The sequence below is a fragment of the Streptomyces sp. NPDC054841 genome, assembly GCF_053611045.1.
In genome coordinates, this window is the sequence record NZ_JBSGZO010000362.1 from 1 (window position 1) to 8,841 (window position 8,841).

At 72.9% G+C, this 8,841-nt stretch carries 7 protein-coding genes; 3 read left to right on the top strand and 4 right to left on the bottom strand.

Annotated elements, in window-relative coordinates:
* Positions 1-63 precede the first annotated feature (63 nt).
* The 4 genes from ACWGI8_RS33115 to ACWGI8_RS33130 form a co-directional block, all read right to left on the bottom strand.
* Positions 64-2,511, bottom strand: a complete 2,448-nt coding sequence (locus ACWGI8_RS33115; RefSeq protein WP_453666608.1) for an FtsX-like permease family protein — start codon at positions 2,509-2,511, stop codon at positions 64-66.
* On the bottom strand, positions 2,505-3,242 hold the full coding sequence (locus ACWGI8_RS33120; protein ID WP_453666609.1) for an ABC transporter ATP-binding protein: 738 nt from the start codon (positions 3,240-3,242) through the stop codon (positions 2,505-2,507). The genes ACWGI8_RS33115 and ACWGI8_RS33120 overlap by 7 nt, the downstream gene beginning before the upstream one ends.
* A gap of 88 nt (positions 3,243-3,330) precedes the next feature.
* Positions 3,331-5,202 carry a BTAD domain-containing putative transcriptional regulator gene (locus ACWGI8_RS33125; RefSeq protein ID WP_453666610.1) on the bottom strand — a complete coding sequence of 624 codons (1,872 nt, stop codon included), beginning with the start codon at positions 5,200-5,202 and terminating at the stop codon, positions 3,331-3,333.
* Between the two features lie 154 nt (positions 5,203-5,356).
* Complete coding sequence (locus tag ACWGI8_RS33130) at positions 5,357-5,881, bottom strand: DedA family protein (RefSeq protein WP_453666611.1); 525 nt, start codon at positions 5,879-5,881, stop codon at positions 5,357-5,359.
* 176 nt (positions 5,882-6,057) lie between these two features.
* On the opposite strand from ACWGI8_RS33130, the gene ACWGI8_RS33135 reads away from it, so the two are divergent.
* The 3 genes from ACWGI8_RS33135 to ACWGI8_RS33145 all read left to right on the top strand — a co-directional run bounded on the left by ACWGI8_RS33135 (position 6,058) and on the right by ACWGI8_RS33145 (position 8,805).
* On the top strand, positions 6,058-7,350 hold the full coding sequence (locus ACWGI8_RS33135; protein ID WP_453666613.1) for a sensor histidine kinase: 1,293 nt from the start codon (positions 6,058-6,060) through the stop codon (positions 7,348-7,350).
* Complete coding sequence (locus tag ACWGI8_RS33140) at positions 7,350-7,982, top strand: response regulator (protein WP_453666616.1); 633 nt, start codon at positions 7,350-7,352, stop codon at positions 7,980-7,982. Before ACWGI8_RS33135 ends, ACWGI8_RS33140 begins: the two co-directional genes overlap by 1 nt.
* 331 nt (positions 7,983-8,313) lie before the next feature.
* Positions 8,314-8,805, top strand: coding sequence for a phospholipase (locus ACWGI8_RS33145; protein WP_453666614.1), 492 nt, complete (start codon positions 8,314-8,316; stop codon positions 8,803-8,805).
* Positions 8,806-8,841 lie beyond the last annotated feature (36 nt).

Genomic DNA, 8,841 nt, shown 5'->3' on the forward strand with positions numbered 1-8,841 from the left:
CATCAGGGGCGGCCCGGCCGTCGCTGTGGTGAGGGCCCGTCTCCTGGACCAGGCCCTGGTCCGTCACTCCCGTACGCCCGCGAGCTCCACCGGCCGGACACGCAGCGAGAGTCCCGCCGGGATCACCGCGCAGACCACCGCGATCACCCCGCAGGCCGCCACCGTGGCGCCCAGCGTGCTCCACGGAACCACGATCGGCGACCACACCTGAAGCACCCCCAGAGCGCCCCACATGCCCACCAGGTTCAGTCCGGCGACGGCCGCGCCCAGCACTCCGCCGACGGCCACCACCATCGCGGCCTCCGCCGCGACGAGCCGCAGCACCTGCCCGCCCGTCGCGCCCGCCAGCCGCAGCACGGCCAGGTCACGCACCCGGTCCGACGTCGCCATCACCAGGGTGTTGGCGAGCGCGATGCCCGTGTACAGGAGCGCGATGCCGAGCACCACCAGATAGCCGACCCGGGTCTGCCGGTTCGTCTCGGGATACGCCGCCGCCACCCACTCGTCCCGCGACAGCACCTCGGCGCCGACGGGAGCCGCCGCCTCGCGCAGACCGGCCGCCACGGCCGTGCGGTCGGCGCCGTCCGTCAGCTTCACGTCGACCCGGTCGACGCTCGCCCCGGCGGCGTTGGCCGGACTGACGTACACGCCGTTGTTGCCGGTGCCGGCGTGCATCACGGCGGCGATCTTCAGCGAGGCCTTCGAGCCGTCTCCCAGCCACACGTCGACCGTGCTGCCCACCGTGTGGTTCGCCCACTCGTCGTTGACGATGATGGAGCGGTCGTCGAGATCGGTCACCTTCCCGGCCACCAGCGGCAGACCGAACGTGGCGGCGAGTCCCTCCGGGTCCGCCGCGCGGGCGTCGGACCTGATCAGCGCGACACCCTCCTCCAGGACGAACACCGCGGACTCCGCGGACGCCGAGACCTGAGCGCCGGGCACCTTGCGCATCCGCTCCACGGTGGCCTCGTCGAAGCCGCCCGGACCCGCGCCGCTGATCACGAAGTCCGCCGCCGTCTGCTCCCGCACCTCTGTCGCCTTGGCTTCGTTGAGGGTCGCCGTGGCGCCCAGCAGCGAGCCCGCGAGGGCGACCGTGACCAGCACCGGCGCCGCGATGGCCGCGGTGCGCCGCACCCCCGCCGCCGCGTTCTCCCGGACCAGCATGCCGCCCGGGCCCGGCAGTTGGGCCGGCAGCCAGGCCAGCAGCCGGGTCAGCGGACGCACCAGCACCGGCGCGAGCAGCGCGAACGCCGTGATCAGCAGCATCGGACGGCTCGTGTACGTCTTGCGGTGCAGCAGGTCACCCGGCTCCGAGAGCAGCGCGAACACGAGCGTGCCGATACCCGTGAGCAGCAGCGCCCCGCCGAACAGCCAGCGGCCCCACGTCATCGTCCTGCTGTCGACCGAGGCATCCCGCAGCGCCTCCGTGGGGCCGACCCGGCCGGCCCGCCACGACGCGGCGACGACACCCGAGAGCGCCACCAGCAGACCGGTCCAGAAGGCCAGGTGGTACGGCCAGGTGTAGTCCCCGATCGTGAACCACGACGGGGCGACCTCGTTGTCCACCATGTACTGCGCCAGCCGGGGCGCACCGTAGGCGCCGAGCACACAGCCCGCCGCCGACGCGAGCACGCCGATGAGCATCGCCTCGGCGACCACCATGCGGCGCACCTGCCCCGGAGTGGCACCCGCCGTGCGCAGCAGACCGAACTCACGGCGGCGCTGCGCCACCGCGAACGCGAAGGTCGACGCCACCACGAACACCGAGACGAAACCGGTCATCCCGGCCGCGGTACCCAGCATCGCGTTCACCGTGACGAGCGCCTGGCTGTCCCGGTCGGGGTCGGCGTCGGCGAGGCGGCGGTCGTTGCCGGTGAGCACCCGCAGCCCCGCGGCGCTCTCCCGTACGGCGTCGGCGTCGGCGTCGACCACCAGCTGATCGATGCGCGGCGAGATCTCGGCGGCCTGCCGGTCGGTGTAGAAGACGGCGTTCTCGAAGCCGAGCCCGGCGACCGTCCCGACGACCGTCACCGTGCCCCCGCCCGTACGCACCCGCTGACCCGGACCGGCCCAGTCGCCGGACACGACGACCTCGCCCGAGGCCTTCGGGGCCCGCCCCGCGGAGAGTTCGTAGGGGGCGAAAGCGGCCGTCGACCACGGATGCCCGACCAGATCGCCGGGGCCGCCCTCGGCCCGTACCGGGAACGAACGGTCCTCGACGGTACGTCCTGCGGCGGCCGCCTGCCGGGCCTGCTCCGCCGTGACGGCCTTCGGGTTCGCCAGCGGCTTGACCCGGTCGCCGATCGACGTGGGCACCCGCAGGGTGTCCGCCGGCCGCAGCACGACCGGTGCCTGCGCGAACCGCTCCGGTCCGCGCTCCGGAGCGTCCAGGCTCGACGCCAGGGCAAGACCCATCGTCGCGATCAGCCCGACGCCGAGCGCGAGCGCGACGAAACTTCCGACGAAGGTGATCCAGCGCGTACGCAGGGTACGCAGGGCGACGCTCAGCACGGCGCGCCCTCCAGCTTGGTCATGCGCGCGGCGACGGACTCGGCGGTCGGCGACACCAGTTCGCCGTTGACCCGGCCGTCGACCAGGAACACCACCCGGTCCGCGTAGGACGCCGCCACCGGGTCATGGGTGACCATGATGATGGTCTGTCCCTCGCGGTCGACCATGGACCGCAGCATCGTCAGCACCTCACGGCTCGTCTGCGAATCCAGCGCGCCCGTCGGCTCGTCACCGAACAGCACCTCGGGGCGGGTGATCAGCGCACGTGCCAGGGCGACGCGCTGCTGCTGTCCGCCGGACATCTCCGTCGGCCGGTGACGGGCCCGGTCACCCAGACCCACCTGACCCAGCACCTCGCGCACCCGGGCCCGGGACGGCTTGCGCCCGGCCAGCCGCAGCGGCAGCGCCACGTTCTGCTCCGCCGTCAGCGACGGCAGCAGGTTGAACGCCTGGAAGACGAAGCCGATACGGTCGCGCCTGAGCAGCGTCAGTTTGGTCTGGCTCAGTTTCGTCAGTTCGGTGTCCCCGACCGTGACCGATCCCGAAGTGGGCCGGTCCAGGCCTGCGGCGCACTGGAGGAGGGTCGACTTGCCGGAGCCGGAAGGGCCCATCACCGCTGTGAAAGTGCCCCGGGGGAAGCCGAGGGAGACGTGGTCGAGGGCGGTGACGGCGCTGTCCCCCGATCCGTAGGTCCGGCTCACGGAGCGCAACTGAATCGCGTCGTTGTTCATGCCTCACACTCAATCGTTGTCGGTCCTCCCGCACAGCCCGGCGGGACGGAGTCTTGGGGGTAGGGCCCGCCCTACCCGGGCGGTCGGTTCAGCTCGCCCTCTCCAGCTCCTCGCCGCACCCCGCCGGCAGCGTCTCCAGCGTCAGCCGCACCAGCGCATGGCAGCGGTAGCGCGGCAGGCCGGCGGTGTCGATGCCTGCCAGGTTCAGCAACGAGGCGTCCACGAGCTCCTCCAGGAACTCCTCGGCGACCGGGCCCGGGAGCCCCAGCACCGTGGCGCCCGCGGCGAGCGGGAACGCCCGGTCCCCGAGCACCGCGAGGCGCCGCATCAGCCGGTCCGTTCCCGGCCGCGCCCCGAGCAGGGCGCCGAGCACGGACCGGTGGACGTCCAGCTCCCCGAACCGCAGCTCCTGGAGCCGGGTTGCGGGGTCGGCGAGCAGCCGCGCCGTCCGGGCGGCCGACCGGTGCTTCCGTCCCGCGAGCCGGGCGCCCGCCGCACGGACCGCCAGGGGCAGCCCCGCGCAATACCGGGCGATCTGCCGGAACGCCGCCGGTTCCGCGGCTGCCCGCTCCGCCCCGGCGACGGCGATCAGCAGCGCGGCCGCCTCGTCGTCGCCGAGCGGCGCGAGCGCCGTGGTGTGCGAGCCGGGCACGGCCGTCAGATGTGCACGGCTGGTGACCAGTACCGCCGAACGGGCACTGCTCGGAAGCAGCGAGTCCAGCTGGAGCTCGCTCACGGCGTCGTCCAGGACGATCAGCAGCCGCTTGTCCGCGGTCCTGTTGCGGTAGAGCTGTACGAGCTCGTCGAGCCGCCCCGGGTCCGCGGCCGCGTCACCGGTCTCGGGCACCCGCGGCGGGGTCTCGCCGAGCGCGCGCAGCAACTGCACCAGCACCTGGGCCGGATCCTTCGGGGTGCCGTCGTCCCGGCACAGCCGGGCGTAGAGCTGCCCGTCGGGGAAGCAGTCCGCGACCGCGTGCGCCACATGCACGGCCAGTGCCGTCTTGCCCACCCCGACCATGCCGCTGATCAGCAGGCGGGTCGGCCGGAAGGCGGGCCCCGCGCCCTCCGCGGAGGGCGTGAGCAGCCCGCGGAGCTCGGCGAGTTCGACCTCGCGGCCCGTGAAGTCGTCGATGGTGGGCGGCAGCATCCGCGGGGGGTCCCCGGCCGCCGTCCGCCGCGGGGAAGGCCTGCCGAGCTGCGCCGGCGCATCGCCCTGCTCCGGGAGCCGGCCCAACTCGCCGGTGAGAGCGGCCTGGTAGACGGCGTTGAGCCCGGCGCCCGGGTCCACGCCCAGTTCCTCGGCCAGCACACCGCGGCCCTCGTGGTAGACGTGCAGGGCGTCGGCCTGCCGTCCGGACCGGTACAGCGCCGTCATCAGCTGGCCGCGCAGCCGTTCACGGACCGGGAACTCCCGGACGATGCCCGTCAGTTCCGGCACCAGCTGGGCATGCCGGGCGAGCGCGAGGTCGGCCTCGATGCGGTGTTCCAGCGCGGTGATCCGCGCCTCGTCCATCCGGGGCAGCTCGGCCTCCGCCAGGAACGGTGTGACATTGGCCAGCGCGGGTCCCTGCCACAGATCGAGGGCCGAACGCAGCAGTTCGGCCGCCGACCCGTACCGCCGCTCCTGCAGCGCCGCCTGGCCCCGCCGGCCCAGCTGCTCGAACTCCTCGGCGTCTATCCGCAGCCCCTCACCGACCATCTGATAGCCGGGCGACCGGCGCACCAGCTCCACGGACGGCCCCAGCAGCTTCCGCAGCCGGGAGACATAGGTGTAGATCTGGGCGTTTCTGGTGGCCGGCGGCTCCCATCCCCACAGCAGCGAGCTCAGCCGTTCGTCGCTGACCACGCGGCCGCGTGCCAGCAGCAGTGTGGCGAGCACCGTGTGGACCTTCGTACCCGACAGCGCCACCCGCCGGGTCCCCTCTCTTGCCTCGACGGGTCCGAGCAGCTGGAATTCCATCTGTCCCCCACAGACTTGCGGCGAGCGCCGCGCCATTGGAATGCCGGCGAATGTCCGGCCGCTTCATTCTTGGCCGAAAGTGGGGGACGAGACGGGTGCCGAGGGTGTCAACAGGCTGCGATGGCAGCGAGTTGCAAGGGGCGGGCACGGGGGTTCAGAAGGGCCAGAGAGACCCCATCGGTCCTGCCACGTAGCCGATCAGCACGAAGACGGGCGCCCAGACGGCGCTGCTCAGCACCGTCCACAGCACATAAATGGACACCGGCATCCCGGACATGCCGCACAGCGTCGGGACCAGGGTCCGCAGCACCGCGGTGAACCGCCCGACGACCACCGCCCGGCCACCGCGCTTCTCGATGAGCGCCAGGGCCCGCTCGGTGTGCCGCGGCCGCAGCAGTCGCGCCAGCAGCTGGCCGGCGGGACGGTTCCGGCAGCGCCGTCCGATCCCGTACCCGGCGAGATTCCCGAGGACGGCCCCGGCCAGCGCGCACAACAGCGTCGCGGACACCGGCACATGCCCGTGGTACGCCAGCATCCCGCCCATGACCACCGCGGTCTGACCCGGCATCAGCGCACCGATCACCGGCAGGGCGGCCTCCAGGGCGGGCAGCAGCAGAACCACGGCCAGCACGCCCCCACTGCCGAAGAGCAGGGCGTGGTCGCTCAGCCAAGCCATCATGGTTCGGGTGCCCTTTCGCCGGTCTCCTCAGGCGTGCGTCCGGGTATCAACGAAACCCCGCGACAAGGGCTCCGCGCACGACGCCTGGGGCGACTTCCCGGGTAGGGCAGGCCCTACCCCGTACCGTCGGTCTGGACGGATGGCCCCGGTGCCCGACCGCCTTCTACGGTGAGCCCATGCGCTCTCGTAATGTGTGGCAGGCACTCGCCGAGCCGGCGTACCTCCGCTCGGCCTGGCCCTGGCGGTCCGCCGCGTATCTCCTCACCGGCGCCCTGGCCGGAGCGGCCGCGCTCGTGTCGATCGTGGTGCTGGCCACCGTTGTCGGAGCGCTGGCCATCGTGCTGGTGGGGCTTCCGCTGCTGCTCCTGCTCGGACTGTTCGGGCTGCCCGTGGCCCGGGTGGAACGCCGACGGCTGGGGCTCGTCGACGAGTTCCCGGCCCGCGACCCGCACCACGAACCCGCCGAGACCGGGCTGTGGCCCTGGATCAGGACCCGCTACCGGGAACAGGCCACCTGGCGCGAACTGGGGTACGCGGTGCTCCTCGCCGGTCTTCTGTGGCCGCTGGACACCCTCGCGGTCGGCCTCGGCCTCTCCGTACCGCTGGGCCTGGTCGCCACACCCGTCCTGATGGCCACCGTGGGGGAGGGCAGGGAAGCCTCCGTACTCAAGGAATGGACGATCACCTCCTGGCCGACGGCCTTCGGAATCGCCGTACTCGGACTGCTCCTGCTGGCGGTGGCGCTCTATCTGATCGGGCTGTTCGCCGGAGCGCGTGCCGAGCTGACCCGGCTGCTGATCGCGCCCAGGGACGAGGACCTGGGCGCCCGGGTCACCGAACTCAGCCGCTCCCGTGTCCGGTTGGTCGACGCCTTCGAGGCCGAGCGCCGCCGTATCGAACGCGACCTCCACGACGGAGCCCAACAACGCCTGGTCGCCCTCACCATGACGCTTGGCCTGGCCCGGCTCGACGCCCCGCCGGGGCCGTTGGCCGACCAGCTGACCAAGGCCCACGAGGAGGCCGGGAAGGCGCTCGCCGAACTGCGCGAGCTGATCCACGGCATCCACCCCAAGGTCCTCGCGGACTACGGCCTTTCGGCGGCCGTCGCCGACGCCGCCGACCGGTCGGTGGTCCCGGTGGACGTCGACCTGGAGCTCGCGGGCAGGCTGCCGCAGGCCGTGGAGGCCGCCGTCTACTTCGTGGTCTGCGAGGCGCTCGCCAATGTCGCCAAGCACAGCGGGGCGAGCCGCGCCGAGGTGACGGGCGGTCACAACAAGGGCAGGCTCTCGCTGGAGATCCGGGACAACGGCCGCGGCGGCGCGGACACGGCGAACGGAGGCACCGGGCTGACCGGTCTCGCGGACCGGGTGTCCGTGCTGGATGGCAGACTTGCCCTGTCCAGCCCGCCCGGCGGACCGACCCTGTTGCGTGTGGAGATTCCTTGCGAGTGGACCGAACCCTCCGCGTAGTGCTGGCCGAGGACAGCGTGCTGCTCCGGGAGGGCCTGACCGGCCTGCTCATCCGCTGCGGCCACGAGGTGGTCGCGGCCGTGGGTGATGCGCAGGCCCTTCTGACGGCGGTGGCCGACCACGACCCGGACATCGTCGTGACGGACGTCCGGATGCCCCCCGGTTTCCAGGACGAAGGCCTCCATGCGGCGGTGCGGCTCCGCGAACAGCGCCCCGGGCTCCCGGTCCTCGTCCTGAGCCAGTACGTGCAGCGTACGTACGCCTCCGACCTCCTCGACTCCGGGGACGGCTCGGGTGTCGGCTACCTCCTCAAGGACCGTGTGGGCCAGATCGAGGAGTTCATCGACGCCCTCCAGGAGGTCGCCGCGGGCGGGACGGTCGTCGACCCCGAAGTGGTCCGCCAACTGCTGCGCCGCCGCCGGGACCCCCTCGAACGCCTCACGGCGCGCGAGCGCGAGGTGCTGGCCCTGGTCGCCCAGGGCAGGTCGAACAGCGCGATCGCCAAGGAGTTGGTGGTCTCGGAGGCGGCGGTCGGCAAGCACATCGGCAACATCCTGTCGAAGCTGGACCTCCCTCCGGCGGACGAGACGCACCGCAGGGTGCTGGCGGTGCTGGCGTTCCTGCGCGCGTGACGCGGGCCGGGCGGGCCGTAGGCGCGGTACGGGGAGGCGGCCGCCGCGGCAGCCGTCCCCGGGGCGGGAGCCGCTGCTCCTGGACGCCTCCGCGCCGGGCCGTGGGCACCTGACGGGCCGCGCGCTGCACGACGACGCGTCCGGCGGTGCCGCGCGTGTGCGGGCCTGCGTGCCCGCCGACCGCCGACAGCTGACCGCCGATCGCCAACCGCCTTCCCTGCTGGACGTATAGCCCCCGTATACACGCGCGATAGCCCGGCGCCCGACGCTGCGGCGGCCCCTGCGAACACCCGCCGGGGCAGCCAGCGTCCCCTTACGGAGGAGATCCCGTATGCGCCGCCGTCTCGCCGCCCCCCTGGCCACCGCCGCCTTCGCCCTGACAGCCGCCCTGCTCCCGGCGTCCGCCGCGTCCGCCGCGCCCGCCGCGCCCGCCGACAAGCCCCAGGTCCTCAGCTCCTGGACCCAGTCGAGCGCGAGCAGCTACAACGCCTGGTGGTCCGCCCGCCAGAACCAGGGTGGCTGGAGCGCGTACGGCTTCGACTGGTCCACGGACTACTGCACCACCTCCCCCGACAACCCCTTCGGCTTCCCCTTCCAGAACGCCTGTGCCCGCCACGACTTCGGCTACCGCAACTACAAGGCCGCCGGTGCGTTCGACGCCAACAAGGCCCGCCTGGACTCGGCCTTCTACTCGGACCTGAAGCGCGTGTGCGCCCAGTACTCCGGCTTCACGAAGGCCTCCTGCGACGCCACGGCCTGGACGTACTACCAGGCCGTGGACAAGTTCGGCTACACGGCCGCGGTGGACGCGGGCGCCGCGTAGCGGAGTTCTGTGCGGGAGCAAGCCGCGACCGCGGAC

Coding starts and splice junctions, on each gene's coding strand:
- ACWGI8_RS33145 (WP_453666614.1), top strand. CDS start 8,314: ATGCGCCGCCGTCTCGCCGCCCCCCTGGCCACCGCCGCCTTCGCCCTG.
- ACWGI8_RS33125 (WP_453666610.1), bottom strand. CDS start 5,202: ATGGAATTCCAGCTGCTCGGACCCGTCGAGGCAAGAGAGGGGACCCGG.
- ACWGI8_RS33135 (WP_453666613.1), top strand. CDS start 6,058: ATGCGCTCTCGTAATGTGTGGCAGGCACTCGCCGAGCCGGCGTACCTC.
- ACWGI8_RS33120 (WP_453666609.1), bottom strand. CDS start 3,242: ATGAACAACGACGCGATTCAGTTGCGCTCCGTGAGCCGGACCTACGGA.
- ACWGI8_RS33130 (WP_453666611.1), bottom strand. CDS start 5,881: ATGATGGCTTGGCTGAGCGACCACGCCCTGCTCTTCGGCAGTGGGGGC.